This is a genomic window from Stenotrophomonas sp. 05L414_2 (genome assembly GCF_056397905.1).
Genome location: NZ_JBFTOJ010000093.1, coordinates 1 through 15,891 on the forward strand (window position 1 = coordinate 1; position 15,891 = coordinate 15,891).

The following is a 15,891-nucleotide window of genomic DNA, read 5'->3' on the forward strand; positions in this document are numbered from 1 at the left end:
GACCATGGCGGTGATCAGGATCGGACTGCGCGGCTTGGCGGTCTTGTCCTTGTCGGGACCATGGCGGTGATCAGGATCGGACTGCGCGGCTTGGCGGTCTTGTCCTTGTCGGCGGTCTTCTTGGTTTTGTCAGCGGCTGCGGCCACGGGGTGAAGCTCCTGAGGGTTGCTTCACCGGGATATGCAAGGGGTGTGCCGGAGCTGCCGGGGAGGGCGGTGACGGAATTCCGTCGGGTGTTCATATCGGCAGCGCCGGGCCAWGCCCGGCGGAATGTCGGGAATCCGCCGGGCATGGCCCGCGCTACCCGTGTACTGCCAGGTGCCAACCGTCCCGCTCTGGTGGGTGCCAACCTTGGTTGGCACGCCTGTCAGGCGTACGCGTCCAACAACCCGCGCTGGCGGATCAGCTGCGACGCCGACACCGTGGTGTCGCCCAGTGACGGTTCTCCGTCACCGCCACGACCGCCGCCGCCCGCCGGGCTGCCCGGAGTGCCGTCGCCACTGTGCTGCTGGCCGACATCGGCATGGGCCAGCTGGAAGCCCTGCTCGCCGAGCAGTTCACGCAGGCGCGGCAGGCTGCTTTCCAGCGCCTGGCGTACATCCACATGCGGGCTGCTGAAGCTGGCATGGACCTTGTCACCGTTCATCTGCAGGCGCACGTCCACCGGCCCCAGGTCTTCCGGATTGAGGCGGATGTGGGCATGGCCGATCTTCTGGTCGGCCAGCCAGCCGATGCGCGCGCCGATGGCCTGGTCGAAACCATCATCGCCCAGCACCGGCTTCGGAGTCGGTTCGCCATTGAAGACGGCATTGCTGGCCAGTGCGGCCTTCAGGTCCTGCAGGGCGGCGGGCAGGGGGGACTGCAGCGGTGCCGGAGGTGCGCGGTCGCCGATCTGCAGGCTGTCACCGTCGTCGGCACGATCCAATGCCTTGCCACTCATCACCAGCTCCGGCAACGGCAGGCCACTGGCCTCATCATCGCCGGCAGCGGATGCCGGAGCGCTGGCGGCCGGCGCTGCCGCGCCCTGGCTCGCGTTGGTCGCCACTGCGGCGGCCGCGGGTGCCAGTGCAGCGGAGGGCAGCGCGCCGCCTTCGGCATCGCTGGCCGCTGGCGGCGGCAGCATAGGCGCCGGATCGACGCCGGTGGGCACGGCCAGCATCAGGCCGRCCAATCCGAGTGGCGGCCAGGGCGCGTCGTCCGCGTTGGCCGGGGTGCCCTTGTCGTCGCTGGCTGCCGACGTTGCCGGTACAGCAGGTGTCGATGTGCTGGCGTCCGTGGCGGCTGCTTCGCCGTCGGTCGGCCGCGGTGTCGCCTTGCCCGGGTTGCCGTCGGGTGGTGTTGCAGCGTTGGCCGGTGTTGCCGGATTGCTGGCGTTTGTGGCGGTACCGGGCGTGCCGGTCGAGGCGCTGCCGCCCTGCAGCATCTGGCCGAAATCCTTGCCGGAATCGCTGCGCGAGGCGCGTGCGCTGCCGGCATTGCCACTGCCGCCGGGCGTCGATGCGCTGGCGTTGCTGCTCAACGGGGAGGGCATCACGACCGGCCTCCCTGCTCGCCATCGTCCTGGTCTTCGGTCTGTGCCAGGCGCGCGCGGCGTGCGCCGATGTCATCCATCTCGCGCTGGTCGCGGCGGTCGGTCACCACTTTTTCCTGCGCGCGGTAGCTGGCGGCCAGCTGCTCCAGCACGGCCTTGTCACGGCTGGCCAGGATCAGGCGCGCGCGTTCGGCCTCCACTTTTTCGAGGTTGCCGTTGACGGTCTGCTGCTGCTGTTCCACCGCGCTGTCCAGCCGGTCCAGGAATGCGCGCCGGTTCAACAGCTGCGCCGGGCTGGTCGCGGCCATCTGCGCGTTGGCGTACTCCTCGGCGTAGCGCCGCAGTTCGTCCAGGCGCGACAGATGGGTGTCGAGCACGTTCTGGCGTTCCGCCAGGTCGCGGGCGACCGCGTCCTCGTGTTCCTGGGCCCGCTTCAGCAGGGGGTCGATGCGCTTGGACTGGATCATGTCAGCCTCTCGTTCTCTTGTTCCACCAGGCGCTGCAACGCCGCCTGGCTGTGCGGTAGATCTGCGGCCTTGGCCACATCCTGGCCGAGGAATTCCATGATTTCCGGCCAGCGCTCAAGGGCTTCATCGGTCGCCGCGTCGTTGCCGCGCTGATAGGCGCCGATGGCGATCAGGTCGCGGTTGGCCGAGTAGGCCGAGACCAGCCGTTTCAGCTTGCGGATGCGCAGGCGCCACGGTTCGTCGGCGATTTCCGTGACCACGCGGCTGACCGACGATTCCACATCGATGGCCGGGTACAGGCCGCTGTCGGCCACCCGGCGCGAGAGCAGGATGTGGCCGTCMAGRATSGCGCGCGCYGMATCGGCGATCGGRTCCTGCKGRTCGTCGCCYTCGGWSAGCACSGTGTAGAAGGCGGTGATCGAACCGCGCCCCTTGGCGCCGTTGCCTGCACGTTCCACCAGTGCCGGCAGCTTGGCAAACACCGAGGGCGGATAGCCGCGCGTGGTGGGCGGCTCGCCCACCGACAGGCCGATCTCGCGCTGCGCCTGCGCGAAGCGGGTCAGCGAATCCATCAGCAGCAGGACGTTCAGGCCCTGGTCGCGGAACCATTCGGCGATGGCCGTGGCACGGTAGGCGCCATGCAGGCGGGCCAGCGGCGGCCGGTCGGCCGGGCTGGCCACTACCACCGCGCGGCGCAGGCCTTCCTCGCCCAGCGTGCTTTCAACGAAATCGCGCACTTCGCGGCCACGCTCACCGATCAGGCCGACCACGATCACGTCGGCGGCGGTGTAGCGGGTCATCATGCCCAGCAACGTCGATTTGCCGACGCCGGAGCCGGCGAACAGGCCCACACGCTGGCCGCGGCCGATCGGCAGCAGCGCGTTGATCGCGCGCACGCCCACGTCCAGCGGCTGGGTGATGGGTTCGCGCGCCAGCGGATTGATCGAAACGCCGGCCATGCCGACGTGGCCTTCAGCGCGGATCGGGCCCTTGCCATCCAGCGGTACGCCATCGCTGTCGATGACACGGCCGAGCAGGCCTTCGCCCACTTCCACGCCGCCACGACGTGCCGAGGGCACCACCCGCGCATTCGGCAGCAGCCCGTGCAGTTCGGCACTGGGCATCAGGTAGGTGCGTTCGCCGGCGAAGCCGACCACTTCGGCATCGACCCAGCCGCCGTCAACCACTTCCACCTTGCAGCTGGCGCCGAGCGGCGCTTCGCAGCCGACCGCTTCCAGGGTCAGGCCGACCGCCCGCCGCAGCACGCCTTCGCGGATCAGCCCGCGACCGTGCGCGGTGTCGACTTTCAGGCCGTCGAGGCGGTTGGCCAGGCGCAGGTTGCGGGCCACGGCCCAGTCGGCCGGCGGCGACGGCTGCGAAGCGGTATTGGTATTCATGCGATGGCTCCGGTCTGGCGGATCACGGCGTCCAGCGCGCCGCGCAGGCGGGCTTCCAGGGTGCCGTCGATGCGTACCGCTTCGGCATGCACGCGCAGGTCGCCACGGCTCAGGCTGGTATCAGGCACCAGGCGCTGCTGCGGCGACAGGGTCAGCAACGGGGCGAGGGCGTTGATGTCATCGGGGTGCAGGCGTACTTCCACCTCGCGGTTGCTGCCGCCGACGGCGTCAATCGCCTCGCCGACCAGCTGCCCCAGCAGCGCCGGATCGGCCTCGTAGGCACGGCCTACCAGCGCACCGGCGATGCGTACTGCCAGTTCGCCGAGGGCCCCGACCACTTCATTTTCCAGGCGTGCCAGCGGCCGGCCGAAGTTGTCGAGGATGCCCTCGATCTGCGCGACCAAGCGGCGCACTTCGGCCTGGCCCTGGCTGAAGCCATCGGCATGGCCCTGGTCGAAACCTTCCTTCTCGGCGCTGTCCTGGATCGCCTGGATCTCCTCCAGGGTCGGCAGCTGCAACGGCGGCTCGGGCTCATGCTCCGGGTCCGGCTCGGTGAGTTCGAAGGCCTCGTCGTGGTCCAGCACCGGTTCGGGCTGGGCCAGCAGGTCCGGGGCAAGCCAGCGCACGACGTTGCTCACAGCATCGCCTCCGCGCTGCCGCCGATGGTGACAGTACCCTCATCGGCCATGCGCTTGACGATGGCGAGGATCTCGCGCTGCGCCACTTCCACGTCGGACAGGCGGACCGGGCCGCGCGCTTCCATGTCTTCCAGCAGGATCTCGGCTGCACGCTGGGACATGTTGCGGGTGATCTTGTCGCGCACCTTGATGTCGGCGCCGCGCAGGGCCAGGCCCAGTCGCTCGCCGCTCACTTCGCGCAGCACCAGCTGCATCTCGCGGTCGTCCAGGTCCACCAGGTCGTCGAACACGAACATCAGGTCCTGGATGCGGCCACTCAGCGGGGCGTCGATGCGCGCGATCTCGCCCAGGATCGCCTGGTCCTGGCCGCTGTCCATGAAGTTGAGGATGTTGGCCGCGCACTGCACGCCGCCGATGTTGGACGACTTCAGGTTCTGGTTGCCGGCGAACTGGCGTTCCATGATCTCGTTGAGTTCGTTCAGCGCATTGGGCGGAATGCCGTCGAGGGTGGCGATGCGCAGCAGCACGTCCACGCGGGTGCGCTCGGGCAGCAGCTTCAGCGCGTCGGCAGCCTGGTCGGTTTCCAGGTGCGCCATCACGATGGCGATGATCTGCGGATGCTCGTTGCGCACCAGGTCGGCCACCGCACGAGGGTCCATCCACTTCAGTGCGTCCAGGCCGGTGGTGTTGCGGCCCAGCAGGATGCGGTCGATCAGGTTGCCGGCCTTCTCGCTGCCCAGCGCCTGCACCAGCATGTTGCGGATGTAGTCGTCCGAGCCCACGCCCAGCGATGTCTTCGAGCCCAGTTCCTGGCTGAACTGGTCCATCACCCGTTCCACCTGTTCGCGGGTGATGTCGGACATGGTGGCCATGGCGATGCCGATCTTCTGCACCTCCTTCGGCTCCATGTGGCGCAGCACTTCGGCCGCGTCCAGTTCACCCAGCGACAGCAGCAGGACGGCGGCGCGCTGCACGCCGGTCAGGGGCGCGACCTCAGTCATTGGCCACCCAGCCCTTGACCACCTGGGCCACGCGCTTGGAGTCGGTCTTCACGGCTTCACGGGCCATCCGCAATCGTTCCTCATAAGAATCCACCGGCAGGGCCAGCGCTTCCGGCCCGCCCAGGCTGACCCGGTCGGCGCCCAGCGCCGGCAGCGGGGTGCCATCGTCATCGACCAGCTGCACGTCCGCGGTGTGCGGTTCCAGCGCCAGTTCTTCGTTCTTGCGGTTCTGCCCGGTGATGCCGCGCAGTGCCGGGCGCAGCACGCCGAACAGCAACGCCATCACCACCAGCGCACCCAGCAGCATGCGGCCGGCATCGTGCACCCACGGCAGTTCCCACCAGGCCGGGCCTTCCACCGGCGTGGTGTCACGCACGAACGGGGCATTCATCACCGACACGGTGTCGCCACGCTCGGCACTGAAACCGACGGCCTGCTTGACCAGTGCCTCGACCCGGGTCAGTTCGGCCGCCGACAGCGGCTGCGGTGCAACCTTGCCGTTGGCGCCGGCGCGCGGCACGTTGTCCACCAGCACCGCCACCGACACGCGCTTGATGCGGCCGGCCGGCTGGCGGGTGTGCTGCAGGGTACGGTCCAGCTCGTAGTTGCGGGTCGCGTTCTTGCTGCTTTCGGTCGGTGCCTGCGCGGTGGCCGGTGCGGCGGCCTGGCCCGGCGGGCTGTTGCTGGTGGCACCCGGTACGCCCTGCGGGCCCGGCGTGCTGCTGGTGTTCTCGCTCATCTGCTCGCTGCGCAGCTTCTGCGGCTCGCCGTTGTACAGCTCGCGCGCTTCCTCGGTCACCGAGAAGTCCATGTCGACACTGACTTCGGGGTTGACCCGGCCGGGGCCGGTCATCGGTTCCAGCAGCTCGCGGATACGCTGGTTGAACGAGGTTTCCTGGCGGCGCACCTGTTCGAACTGGGCGGCGTTGACGGCCGCTTCGCTGTTGGGGTCGCTGACGCTGAGCATGCGACCGCTCTGGTCGACCACGGTCACCCGTTCCGGCGCCAGATCGGGAATGGCTGCAGCAACCATGTGCACGATCGCATCAACCTGGCTGCGTTCCAGCTGCTGGYCGCCACGCAGTTCAAGGGTAACCGAGGCACTGGCCACATCACGCTGGCGGGTGAACGCACTGGGCTTGGGAATGGCCAGGTGCACGCGCGAATCGCGCACCGGGCGCAGCGTGTTGATGGTGCGCGACAGCTCGGTTTCCAGCGCGTGCTGGTAGCGCGCACTTTCCACGAACTGGCTGACACCAAAACCGGGGTCGCGCTCCATCAGCTCGAAGCCGAGCTTGCCGCTGTCGGTCAGGCCCGAGCCCGCCAGTTTCAGGCGGGCATCATGCAGGTTCTTCTCCGGCACGGTGATGCCACCGGTGGCCGGGTCCAGCTGGAACGGAATCTGTGCGGCACGCAGCAGATCGGTCGCTTCAGCGGTGGCCTTCTGGTCCAGGCCGGTGTACAGCGGCACCATGCCCGGCTTCTGCGACCAGAAGAACACGAACAGCCCGGCCGCGACGGCCACGGCGATCATCGCCATCAGTCCGAGCCGACGGGTGATCTGCAGGCTTTGCAGCCGATCGAACCACTGGCCCGCCTTTTCGGCGTTCAGGGATTCCTTGGAGAGCGACAGGGCCATGCGGTTCTATCCTTACAGYGGCATGTTCATCACGTCCTGGTAGGCCTGGACGAGACGGTTGCGGACTTCCACGGTGGCGCGGAAGGCGATCTGGGACTGCTGCGAGGCGACCATCACCTTGGCCAGGTCGGCACCGGGTTCACCCAGTTCGAAGGCCTTGGCCAGCGCGCCGGATTTCTGTTGCGCATCGTTGACGCCGGCGATGGCGCCGCGCAGGGTTTCAGTGAAGCTGGCAGGCTGGACCTGCGGCGCATCCAGCACCGTGCCCGGCAGGGCATTGCTACGCGGCGCTTCGGCCAGCGGGTTGAGCGCGGGCTGTCCCACCTGGGTCTGGTAGGAGCGGATCTGGGAAAGGATCGAAGTGACGGAGTGGGACATCTGCAACGGTTCCAGAAACAGGGATGGGGGTGTCTGCTGGAGCTAGTGCAAGTGCCGTGCCGAAATGGCTGATCGGTTCAGTGAAGTGAGGGGGTGGTGCTTTGCGGGGTTGCACCCCGCGCCCCGCGGTAGTGCCGGCCGCTGGCCGGCAACCTCAACAGCGACAGCCAAAGCGGGTCTCCTGAGGGATGGCGGGGTGGGTCCGGTTGCGGGGGACGCCGTGAACCCGTCAATGGGGGCTTGGCCGCGGCATCCATGCCGCGGACACCCCCGCAACCGGACCCATCCCGCCTTCGACAGGTTCCCGCTGCTGTTGGTGGGTGTCGACCTTGGTCGACACGCTGCTGTTGGTGGGTGCTGACCGTTGGTCGGCACGCTGCTCTTGGTGGGTGTCGACCTTGGTCGACACGCTTGATCCGCGGCATGGGTGGATGGCGCTTGGGATGCGTGACGCGTCATTTCACCGGCGTCGGTTTTTTGGCCTATGGCTGCAGGGTCCAGCGGCCGGAATTCTGGCGCTGGCGTGGGGCGATGGGGCCGTCGTGCTGGGTGTAGATGAAGCGGCCCTGGTGGTCGGTCAGGCAGGTCAGCAGCAGGGTGTAGCGGGCGGGGCCGGCGGGGTGGGCTTCTGTCATCTGGATTTCCGCAATGTGCGGAGCCAGTTGCTGGTAACGGTAGCTGCCGCCGATGCGGAGGTCGGTGCCGAGGATGTGCAGCACGTACTGATTGCTGCCGAAGCTGACCTGCACCATGCGTCCGGCATTCGGATTATCTGGCTGGTACAGCGGATCGCTGAGGTTGGTGAACTGACGCTGGTCGAGTGTGGTGGGCAGCGTGCAGTTGGATGCTGCGGCCAAGGCCGGGCAGAGCAGGGCGGCAAGCAGAGTCAGGCGATGCATGGCGGAACCTCGTTGGGACGTCCTTGCCATGCTCCGCGGTGYGGTTGCGTTGTCTGTAGGAAAACGTGCAAATGCAGCGAAATATTCTCGGTACCGTCGCCCGTCATCCACGCATGGCGTGGATCTACTGAGCAATCCGGCCGCTGCCATGGACCCGTCGGGCCCGCCCGCGCATCAGGCGGACCCCCACAAACACCAACGCCCGGGCAAGCCCAGGCGTTCGTGCCCCCTTCATGCTGGTAACGCGTGTCAGCTGGCCAGTTCGGCCGCTTCGCGTTCGATGCCGTACTTGCGCAGCTTTTCCACCAGGGTGGTGCGGCGCAGGCCGAGCAGCTGGGCGGCGTGGGCAACCACGCCCTGGGTGCGTTCCAGTGCTTCGTTGATCAGGCCCAGTTCGATGTTGGCCATGTGGTTGCGCAGGTCCAGGCCGTCGTCCGGCAACGCGGCCGGCGCTGCGGCGCGGTTGACGGCGATGCCATGCTCGAGCGACGGCTGGTTGCCGCTGCCCGGGGTGTGGAACGAGAAGCTGCGCAGGTCCAGGCGTTCTTCGCTGGCGACCACCGGAGCGGCCGCGATCACAGCGGGTACGGCCAGCGCGGCGTCGCCGCGGTAGCGTGCCGGCAGGTCCTGCACGCGCACCGAGCCACCCGGGTGCAGCACGGCCAGGCGCTCGACCAGGTTGGTCAGTTCGCGCACGTTGCCCGGCCACTCGTAGCCGGCCAGCGCCTGCAGCGCTTCCGGGGTGAAGCGCACTTCGCCGCGGCCGGTGCGGGCCAGCTGGGTGGCGATGGTTTCCACCAGCGCCGGCAGGTCTTCGCGACGCTCGCGCAGGGCCGGCACATCGATCGGGAACACGTTGAGGCGATAGAACAGGTCCTCGCGGAACTTGCCATCGGCAATGCGGCTTTCCAGGTCGCGATGGGTTGCGGCGATCACCCGCACGTTGCAGCGGATGGTCTGGTTGCCGCCGACGCGCTCGAAGCTGCGCTCCTGCAGCACGCGCAGCAGCTTGACCTGCATCGGCAGGCTCATGTCGCCGATCTCATCGAGCAGCAGGGTGCCGCCCTCGGCCATTTCGAAACGGCCTTTGCGCGCGGTCAGCGCGCCGGTGAAGGCGCCCTTTTCGTGGCCGAACAGCTCGCTTTCCAGCAGTTCGGCCGGAATCGCGCCGCAGTTGATCGCCACGAACGGGCCATCGCGGCGCGGCGAGCGCTGGTGGATGCTGCGCGAGACCACTTCCTTGCCGGTGCCCGATTCGCCCAGCACCAGCACGGTGGTGTCGAACGCGGCGACCTGCTCGATCATCGTGCGCAGTGCGCTGACCGCCGGACCGTTGCCGGTCGGGCCCTGGTCCTGCACGGCACCGGCCTGGTGTTCGGCATCCAGGCGCTTGAGGCTGGCGCGGCGCAGCAGGGCTTCCATCTGTGCGTGACGCAGCGGTGCTTCCAGCGGCCAGATGTTGGCTTCGTGCAGGCCATGCCGCTGCGCGAACGCAGTCGCGTCACCGTCGGCCAGCAGCACCGGCGGCGGCAGGCTGCTGCCCCCCAGCCAGGCGTACAGTGCGGTGCTGGCGGCACTGTCGTCCAGGCTGCCGACGATCACCGCCATCCAGTCGTTCTGGCGCTGGCGCGTCAGGTCGAAATCGGCCGCGTCGGAAACCCAGCGCGGGTTGAAGTCCATGAATTCCAGCAGGGCCACGGTGCGCTCGGCACGCACCGCGTCGTTGTCCAGTACCAGGATGCGCGATTCGCTCACGACCGTTCCTCCCTGAGGCCTTCCAGGATCGGCATGACTTCCTGGATGTAGGACAGCTTGCTGACGAAGTTGTCGGCGCCGGCGCGCAGTGCGTGCTCGCGATGCTCGACGTCATCGAAGTGGCTGGCGATCACGATGTACGGGGCATCATCCTGCGACTTGATCAGGCGGGTGGCCTGCAGGCCGCCCATTTCCGGCATCGCCAGGTCCATCAGCACCACCTGCGGGCGCAGGCTTTCCGAGCGTTCGATCGCTTCCAGGCCGTTGCCGGCGCTGCCGACGATCTGCAGCCAGTCGATCTTGCGGAAGTGGCGCATGGCCGCGTTGATGAAGCCCTCGTGGTCATCGACCAGCAGAACTGTGAGCTTGTTCATGTCCAACATCCTTTTCAGCCCACCCGGGCCAGCTGCGGTTGCCTGGCGTTGACCCGGCGCCGTTCGCGGGCCGGGGCGATATCCAGTTGTTCGCGGTATTTTGCGACGGTTCGACGGGCAATGTTCACCCCTTGGCGGGACAGCAGGCCAGCGATGGCCTCGTCCGCCAGCGGGCGTCCGGCCGGTTCGGCGTCGATCAGGCGGCGGACCATGGCCTTGACCGCTTGGCCGGACACGCTGGCCCCTTCCAGGCGCACGGCGAAGAAGTGCTTGAGTTCGAAGGTGCCGCGCGGGGTCTGCAGGTACTTGCCGGTGGTGATGCGCGAAACGGTGGATTCGTGCATGCCGATTTCTTCGGCCACTTCCTTCAGGGTCAGCGGTGCCATGGCTTCCTCGCCACGCACCAGGAAGGCTGCCTGGCGCTCGACGATCACCCGCGCGGTGCGCAGCAGGGTGTCGTAACGCATCGACAGGCCGCGGCTGAACCAGCGTGCCTCCTGCAGCATCTCGCGCAGGGCCGGCGCAGCCTCACCGCTGTCAGCCAGAGCCTGTTCGTACTGGCTGTTGATCGACACCCGGCGGCTGGTGGCCGGGTTCAGCGCCACCTTCCATTGTTCGTCGGCGTGCCAGGCGACCACGTCCGGCACCACCACTGCATTGCGCTCGGGCAGCAGGCTGTCGCCCGGGCGCGGCTGCAGCGACAGGATCAGGCGGACGGCTTCGCGCACGTCCTCGATCTCGGCATCGTGCTGGCGGGCGAGGGCGGGGTAGTCGTGCGCGGCCAAGGCATCGAGCGCGCCCTGCAGGATGCGCGCAGCCAGATGCCGGGCCGGCACCACGCCGTGCAGGCTGCACAGCTGGGCCAGCAGCGATTCGCGCAGGTCCTGCGCGGCCATGCCGGCCGGCTCGCCCTGCAGCAGGTGCTGGCGGACAGCTTCAACGCCGTCGGCATCGATGTCGAACTGCGCGCTGGCCAGCAGCTGCAGCTGCGCCAGCGGTGCCTGCAGGTAGCCGGCATCGTCGCAGTGTTCCAGCCAGAAGGCGGCCACGGCCAGTTCGTGCTCGTCCAGGTCCAGCGCCAGGCGCTGCAGCACGCGCAGCTGCGGGTCGCTCGACTCGCCAGCGGCGATGCGCGCCATGCGGTCGTCGTCGCCGTCCTGCCAGTTGGCGCCGGACACCTCCCACATCGAGGATTCGGGCAGTTCGTCGAACGCGGCCGTATCCAGCGTGGTGGTGGCCGGATCGGTAGCTTCGGCGGCGGGCGCTTCGGCGTCTTCGATTTCCAGCAGCGGATTGGAGTCCAGCAGGCGCTGGATTTCCTGTTCCAGGTGCAGGCCGTCGAGCTGCAGCAGCCGGATCGACTGCAGCAACTGCGGGGTGAGGTGAAGTTGTTGGCCCAGCTGGGTCGAGAGTGAAGCCTTCATCGTGGTTCCCCGGCGCCGCTCCCCGACGCCTTGTGGAACACATCTTGCTTTTGATCCGGCAAGGGCGGAATCGGGGGGTTCCTGAAGGTGTTGGTGGTGTTCCCGACACCGTGTAGGGAAAGCCCCTACACAAGCGCGGGATTTTGACGATCATGCGCGCCAAGTCATTGATTCATGGTCAGCGGCCACGGCGGCAGGTCGTGCGTGCTGTACGGAATCCCGTCGGGATGCGTGTGGGTGACGGTATTTCGGCGCCAGCCCTGCCAGTGGCGCTGCGGCGTTAGCGCCGACGCGGGGACGTCATTCCAGTTCGTGCTGGTGGCGCGCGGCCAGCAGCAGCAGATCATTGGCGCGACGGCAACCCAGCGATTCCATCATGCGTGCGCGATGGGTCTCCACCGTCTTGACGCTGATGCCAAGATCGGCGGCGATTTCCTTGTTGCTCTCGCCCTTGCCGATGCGGCGAAGGATCTCGCGCTGGCGCGGCGACAGTGCGGCAATGCCGGTCGGTTTTTCGCGACCGAGCATCGGCGCCAGCATCTTGGCCGAGATCTGCGGGCTCAGGAATACCTGGCCGGCATGCGCGGCACGCAGCGCCAGTTCCAGCTCCTGCGGTGCGGCATCCTTGACCACGAAACCGACGGCACCCCGATCCAGAGCGTCGCGCACGTGGGCGGCGTCGTCGTGCATGGTCATCATCACGATGCGCGTACCGGGTGCGCGCAGGCGGATGTCGCTCAGCGCTTCCAGGCCGGTGCGGCCGGGCAGCGACAGGTCCATCAACACCACGTCCGGTGCGTGCTGCAGGGCCATCTGCAGTGCCTGTTCGGCATTGCTGGCCTCGGCGACGAGCTGCACGTCGGCAAACCCCTGCAGCAGCCGCGCCAGGCCGGCGCGAACCAGGGTGTGATCGTCGACGATGAGAACTCGCACAGGCACGCTGGAGGTTGGGGAGGGGGGTCCACCTTAACTTAGCTGAACGGGCACGCCAAGGGCTGTCCGTCCGCCTGCATGGTGGCAGATTTCAGCGTGCGCGGCGGGCCTCGGCCACCTGCCGGCGGTGCAGCCGGAACAGATGCCGTTCCATCGCCATTTCCAGGCCATCGCCGAGGCGATGGAAGCGCAGCCACAGATAGTGACCACCACCGCCATCGGCCGCTTCGGCGATGACTTCCACCGGCAGGTCGATATGGTCGGGCAGCCAGTCGCTGGGTTGCAGGCGGACAACGCCGGCCTGGCCGGGCGTGCTGCCGCTGCGTGGGCCCAGCTGCAGGCGGATGCCACGGCGCGACCAGCGCACCGGGCGAAGCGTTGGTTCCTGGCCCTGCTGGCGGATCAGGCGGCCGAGCAGGACCATGGTCAGGTCCACCTTGGCTTCCAGGCGCTGCAGCTGCAAGCTGGCTTCGCTGCGTTCCTCGTGTTCGTCGATGCGGCTGTCTTCGACCAGTGCCAAGCTGCGCAGCAGGCCTTCGGCACTGCTGGTCCGGCCCACTGCACTGCCGGCCTGGAACTCGGCGGGCAGGGCCAGTTCACAGCTGAGCGTTTCGTCGAACAGCTCGCTTTCAGCCGGGTGGTGCAGGGACGTGGTCGGCAGCACGGTCATGCCAGCGATTCTGCCTGCAGGTAGGCATGCGCGGCGCGAAGGGAGCGGCGGCCGTCCTGCATCTGCACGGAGACTGCGTCGCGACGCTGGCGCAGCAGGCCGAGCAGGCTCTGCTGGCGCTCCAGCAGGGCCGACAGCGGCGCGTGGTCGGCGCTGCCCAGCGGCTGGCTCAGCAGTGCGTGCAGGGTGCTGTCATGGCCATCGAGCAGGCTGTCGGCCTGTTCGAAGGCCTCTTCGTCGAGGGCCTTCTCGAAGGCATCCAGCTGCGCGTTGAGTTCAAGCAGGCTCATGGCGCCATCGCCGCGGGACGGCGCTGTTCGTGCGGAATGGCATTCCAGGCACCGTCGATCTCGCCCAGCAGCTGCAGCGATTCGTCCAGCGCGGCGCGGTCGTTGTGCAGGTTGGCTTCGGTCAGGCGCTGCAGCAGGTAGTCGTACAGCGCCGACAGGTTGCCGGCGATTTCGCCGCCGGCTTCATGGTCCAGCGAGCCGTTGAGGTGGGCGACGATCGCGCATGCTTCGCCGATCGCCTTGCCCTTGCCGGCCTGGTCGCCCTGGTCGAGGGTGGCCTGTGCACGGCGCACGCGCTCCAGCGCTCCAGACAGCAGCAGCGCCACCAGTTTGTGCGGATCGGCATCGGCGACCGCACTGGTCACACCCACCTGGCGGTATTGCTCGGCGTACTGACGGCTGGAACCGTACATTCGTGATTCTCCCTTGCGCGGGGTGCCGGGGTGCGGTCGAAGGGACCGTTGACGCCGGCACTGCGATGATTGCTGTTGCGTCCGTTATCGGTGCGTACGGCGCCAAACTTGAGCGCCGTGCGTGTTTCCTCAGCGGTTCAACTGGGCCAGCTGCTGCTGCAGGGCGGTGTTGCTCTGCTGCAGCTTGCCCATCAGGCTGTCCAATGCCACGAACTGCTTCTTGTAACGGGCCTCGACACCGACCATGCGCGCGTCCAGGTCCTTGCGGCGCTTGTCGATGTTGTCCAGCGTGGTGTTCAGCCCCTTGGTGCGGGCGACGAAGGCGCCTTCCTTGCCAACCGTGGTGCTGACGTAGCCGTCCACCAGTGAATACAGCCGGCCGGCACCGCCGGTATCGCCGGTGACCGCCTGGCGGATCTTCTCCGGCTGCGCGGCGAGGGCTGCGGCGAACTTGGTGCTGTCCAGCACCAGGGTGCCATCGGCATTGGGATAGCCGCGGGTCTGCAGGCCCAGTGCCTTGGCATCCAGCTGGTCGCCTGCCAGGTCCTTGAGCACACCGGACATCGTCGAACGCAGCTGGGCGATCGCACCCCGCATCTGCGCATCGCCGGTCAGCGCGGCGGCTTCCTTGGTCTTCGGGTCGTACTTGGTTTCGGTGTTGATCGCCGCGACGGCCGCGTTGTAGGCGGTGACGAACTCCTGCATCACCTTGGTTGCGGCCGTGGTGTCGGTGCTGATGACGACCGTGCTCAGGCCCGGCACCTTCAGGTTCAGGGTCAGGCCTGGCACCGCGTCGGTCACGGTGTTGCTGGCACTCACCACTTCCACGCCGTCAATGGTCAGCAGCGCATCCTTGGCGGGGCTGTTTTCCTTCAGGCTGCCGACCAGCGCGCCCAGCTTGGGATCGCTGCCGGCGTATTCCAGCTTGATCGCGCTGGCCGCGCCGGTCTTTTCCTGGGCGATGGACAGGTACTGGTTGTCGCCGGAGCTGATCAGCGTGGCCTGCACGCCTTCCTTGCGGCCGGCGGCGTCGATCTTGTTGCGGACGGTGGTAAGCGTGTCGCCTTCCTCCACCTGCACGTTCATCGTCTTGGCCTTGTCACCCACGCCGACGGTAAGCGTCAAGGTTCCGGCACCGAAGGTATCGGTCTTGGGAACCGACGTGTCGGCAATCAGCTTGTGCGCCGACGCCAGGTTCTTCACCTCGACCTTGTGGGTACCGTTGGCTGCGGCCGCCTTGCTGGTACCGAGGTCGTACAGCGCCACCGATGCCGTCAGCACATCCTCAGTATTGCCTGGCTGTGCTTTGCCGGAGGCGGTTACCGTGCGGGTGTCGAAGGCGGTGGTGGCCTTCAATGCGGTCAGGGCGGTCTTCAGCTTGTCGAAGGCCGAGGTGACCGTGCCGAGCGACGACAGCTGCATCTTGGTCTTGGACTGCTGCAGGTTCAGCGCATTGTCGGCCGGCTTGCGGTCCGCTGCGACCAGCTGGTTGACGATGCTGGAGATGTCCAGCCCTGAGCCAATGCCACCGTATCCAAAGTCTGCCACGTCGTTTCTCCTGGTATACGGGCCTGGCCGTCGTACGGCGGCCCGTCGTCAACGAAAATAGCGGCCTGTGCCGCTGGGTCTTGAGGACTTCGTTGATGCACGCGCCGTGCCACTGGCTGGTGGGGCGGTTCTGGCACGCCGGTTGCAGGAGGTCTGGGGCAGGGTGCGGGTGGGTTCACCGCGGGCTGCCGGGGGTCTGTAAAAAACCCTCCCCCAATGCAGGGGAGGGATCAGGCTACTGACAATCGGGGGGCGACGAAGCCGCCCGGTACGTACAGTCAAAATGCACAACGCTGAAAGAGAGGTCCGCAGGGGCGGGCGATGCCAAGCCGGTTCGGGAAGCTTCCCGGGCCGGGCATGGCCGGCACCTGAGTACGCCGTGGCTGTCGGGTTGCCGCTACCGTCGGTTCAACCCGACGGTAGCGGCGCCTTCTTGCCGTGGATCAGCGCAGCAGGCTGAGCACGCCCTGCGGCACCTGGTTGGCCTGGGCCAGCATGGCCGTACCGGCCTGCTGCAGGATCTGGGTGCGGGTC

The 15,891-nt window shown here is 67.7% G+C and carries 17 protein-coding genes; all 17 read right to left on the reverse strand.

Annotation, left to right across the window (positions count from 1 at the left end):
- Window positions 1–367: 367 nt before the first annotated feature.
- On the reverse strand, window positions 368–1,531 hold the full coding sequence (locus AC1DJN_RS13675) for a flagellar hook-length control protein FliK (protein ID WP_478039324.1): 1,164 nt from the start codon (window positions 1,529–1,531) through the stop codon (window positions 368–370).
- Window positions 1,531–1,998 (reverse strand): flagellar export protein FliJ, encoded by a 468-nt coding sequence (gene fliJ, locus AC1DJN_RS13680; protein WP_025878992.1) that lies wholly within the window; start codon window positions 1,996–1,998, stop codon window positions 1,531–1,533. Before fliJ ends, AC1DJN_RS13675 begins: the two co-directional genes overlap by 1 nt.
- Entirely contained in the window at window positions 1,995–3,395 is a 1,401-nt protein-coding gene (locus AC1DJN_RS13685) for a FliI/YscN family ATPase (protein WP_478039325.1), read from the reverse strand. Before AC1DJN_RS13685 ends, fliJ begins: the two co-directional genes overlap by 4 nt.
- Window positions 3,392–4,033, reverse strand: coding sequence for a FliH/SctL family protein (locus AC1DJN_RS13690; protein ID WP_032974835.1), 642 nt, complete (start codon window positions 4,031–4,033; stop codon window positions 3,392–3,394). Before AC1DJN_RS13690 ends, AC1DJN_RS13685 begins: the two co-directional genes overlap by 4 nt.
- Window positions 4,030–5,016, reverse strand: coding sequence for a flagellar motor switch protein FliG (fliG, locus tag AC1DJN_RS13695; protein WP_025878995.1), 987 nt, complete (start codon window positions 5,014–5,016; stop codon window positions 4,030–4,032). Before fliG ends, AC1DJN_RS13690 begins: the two co-directional genes overlap by 4 nt.
- Before the next feature lie 10 nt (window positions 5,017–5,026).
- Complete coding sequence (gene fliF / locus AC1DJN_RS13700) at window positions 5,027–6,673, reverse strand: flagellar basal-body MS-ring/collar protein FliF (protein ID WP_478039326.1); 1,647 nt, start codon at window positions 6,671–6,673, stop codon at window positions 5,027–5,029.
- 12 nt (window positions 6,674–6,685) lie between these two features.
- The gene (fliE, locus tag AC1DJN_RS13705; RefSeq protein WP_025878997.1) at window positions 6,686–7,051 is read right to left on the reverse strand and encodes a flagellar hook-basal body complex protein FliE; all 366 of its coding nucleotides are present in this window, start codon (window positions 7,049–7,051) and stop codon (window positions 6,686–6,688) included.
- A gap of 482 nt (window positions 7,052–7,533) precedes the next feature.
- A complete protein-coding gene (locus AC1DJN_RS13710; RefSeq protein WP_080148827.1) occupies window positions 7,534–7,950 on the reverse strand; it encodes a hypothetical protein in 417 nt (138 codons plus the stop codon).
- A 249-nt stretch (window positions 7,951–8,199) separates the two neighbouring features.
- Complete coding sequence (locus AC1DJN_RS13715; protein ID WP_442252356.1) at window positions 8,200–9,705, reverse strand: sigma-54 dependent transcriptional regulator; 1,506 nt, start codon at window positions 9,703–9,705, stop codon at window positions 8,200–8,202.
- The gene (locus AC1DJN_RS13720) at window positions 9,702–10,079 is read right to left on the reverse strand and encodes a response regulator (RefSeq protein ID WP_025879000.1); all 378 of its coding nucleotides are present in this window, start codon (window positions 10,077–10,079) and stop codon (window positions 9,702–9,704) included. The genes AC1DJN_RS13715 and AC1DJN_RS13720 overlap by 4 nt, the downstream gene beginning before the upstream one ends.
- A gap of 14 nt (window positions 10,080–10,093) precedes the next feature.
- The gene (gene rpoN, locus AC1DJN_RS13725) at window positions 10,094–11,503 is read right to left on the reverse strand and encodes an RNA polymerase factor sigma-54 (protein WP_025879001.1); all 1,410 of its coding nucleotides are present in this window, start codon (window positions 11,501–11,503) and stop codon (window positions 10,094–10,096) included.
- Window positions 11,504–11,803: 300 nt separating this feature from the next.
- Window positions 11,804–12,436, reverse strand: a complete 633-nt coding sequence (locus tag AC1DJN_RS13730) for a response regulator (RefSeq protein ID WP_025879002.1) — start codon at window positions 12,434–12,436, stop codon at window positions 11,804–11,806.
- 91 nt (window positions 12,437–12,527) lie between these two features.
- Window positions 12,528–13,106 (reverse strand): PilZ domain-containing protein, encoded by a 579-nt coding sequence (locus AC1DJN_RS13735; RefSeq protein ID WP_025879003.1) that lies wholly within the window; start codon window positions 13,104–13,106, stop codon window positions 12,528–12,530.
- Window positions 13,103–13,396 (reverse strand): hypothetical protein, encoded by a 294-nt coding sequence (locus tag AC1DJN_RS13740; RefSeq protein ID WP_025879004.1) that lies wholly within the window; start codon window positions 13,394–13,396, stop codon window positions 13,103–13,105. The genes AC1DJN_RS13735 and AC1DJN_RS13740 overlap by 4 nt, the downstream gene beginning before the upstream one ends.
- Window positions 13,393–13,809 carry a flagellar export chaperone FliS gene (fliS, locus tag AC1DJN_RS13745; RefSeq protein ID WP_442252400.1) on the reverse strand — a complete coding sequence of 139 codons (417 nt, stop codon included), beginning with the start codon at window positions 13,807–13,809 and terminating at the stop codon, window positions 13,393–13,395. Before fliS ends, AC1DJN_RS13740 begins: the two co-directional genes overlap by 4 nt.
- 129 nt (window positions 13,810–13,938) lie before the next feature.
- Complete coding sequence (fliD, locus tag AC1DJN_RS13750; protein ID WP_025879006.1) at window positions 13,939–15,357, reverse strand: flagellar filament capping protein FliD; 1,419 nt, start codon at window positions 15,355–15,357, stop codon at window positions 13,939–13,941.
- A gap of 443 nt (window positions 15,358–15,800) precedes the next feature.
- A partial coding sequence (locus tag AC1DJN_RS13755; protein ID WP_005409563.1) for a flagellin occupies window positions 15,801–15,891 on the reverse strand: 91 nt, incomplete at its 5' end.

What these genes read in the sequence shown, in the direction of transcription:
- AC1DJN_RS13720 (WP_025879000.1), bottom strand. Translation starts at nt 10,079, where the DNA reads ATGAACAAGCTCACAGTTCTGCTGGTCGATGACCACGAGGGCTTCATC.
- fliJ (WP_025878992.1), bottom strand. Translation starts at nt 1,998, where the DNA reads ATGATCCAGTCCAAGCGCATCGACCCCCTGCTGAAGCGGGCCCAGGAA.
- rpoN (WP_025879001.1), bottom strand. Translation starts at nt 11,503, where the DNA reads ATGAAGGCTTCACTCTCGACCCAGCTGGGCCAACAACTTCACCTCACC.
- fliS (WP_442252400.1), bottom strand. Translation starts at nt 13,809, where the DNA reads ATGTACGGTTCCAGCCGTCAGTACGCCGAGCAATACCGCCAGGTGGGT.
- AC1DJN_RS13735 (WP_025879003.1), bottom strand. Translation starts at nt 13,106, where the DNA reads ATGACCGTGCTGCCGACCACGTCCCTGCACCACCCGGCTGAAAGCGAG.
- AC1DJN_RS13710 (WP_080148827.1), bottom strand. Translation starts at nt 7,950, where the DNA reads ATGCATCGCCTGACTCTGCTTGCCGCCCTGCTCTGCCCGGCCTTGGCC.
- AC1DJN_RS13740 (WP_025879004.1), bottom strand. Translation starts at nt 13,396, where the DNA reads ATGAGCCTGCTTGAACTCAACGCGCAGCTGGATGCCTTCGAGAAGGCC.